Origin of the sequence: Rhizobium redzepovicii, from assembly GCF_019793435.1 — a bacterium.
In the GTDB taxonomy this organism is placed as follows: domain Bacteria; phylum Pseudomonadota; class Alphaproteobacteria; order Rhizobiales; family Rhizobiaceae; genus Rhizobium; species Rhizobium redzepovicii.
In genome coordinates, this window is the sequence record NZ_JAILYH010000092.1 from 1 (window position 1) to 413 (window position 413).

General features: G+C 63.7%; 1 protein-coding gene. It reads right to left on the reverse strand.

The genetic code is table 11. From position 1 onward, the window contains the following. The coding region (locus K6N12_RS33725) for a glutaminase (RefSeq protein WP_246645736.1) at window positions 1–413 on the reverse strand (413 nt) is incomplete at both ends.

Consider the following 413-nt stretch of genomic DNA (forward strand, 5'->3'; position numbering starts at 1 on the left):
ATGGTAATCGACTCGTCATCGGCCAGATAACGCACGAAGCGCAGCAGCTCCCCGATTGCCTCGCGCGGCGCATGGCCGGCCATGACGACGTCGCTGACGGCGATCGCGCCGGCATTGATGAAGGGGTTGCGGGGGATGCCGCTCTCATGCTCGAGCTGGACGATCGAGTTGAAAGCCGATCCGGAGGGTTCGCGCCCGACCCGCTTCCACAGCCCCTCGCCGACCTTGCCGAGCGCCAGCGTCAGCATGAAGACCTTCGATATGCTCTGGATCGAGAAGGCAGTGTCGGCATCGCCGACGCGATAGACTTTGCCGTCGACAGTGACGATCGCCATGCCGAACTGCTTCGGGTCGACCTTGGCGAGCTCGGGAATATAGTCCGCGACCTTACCCTCGCCGATCCGCGGCTGGAT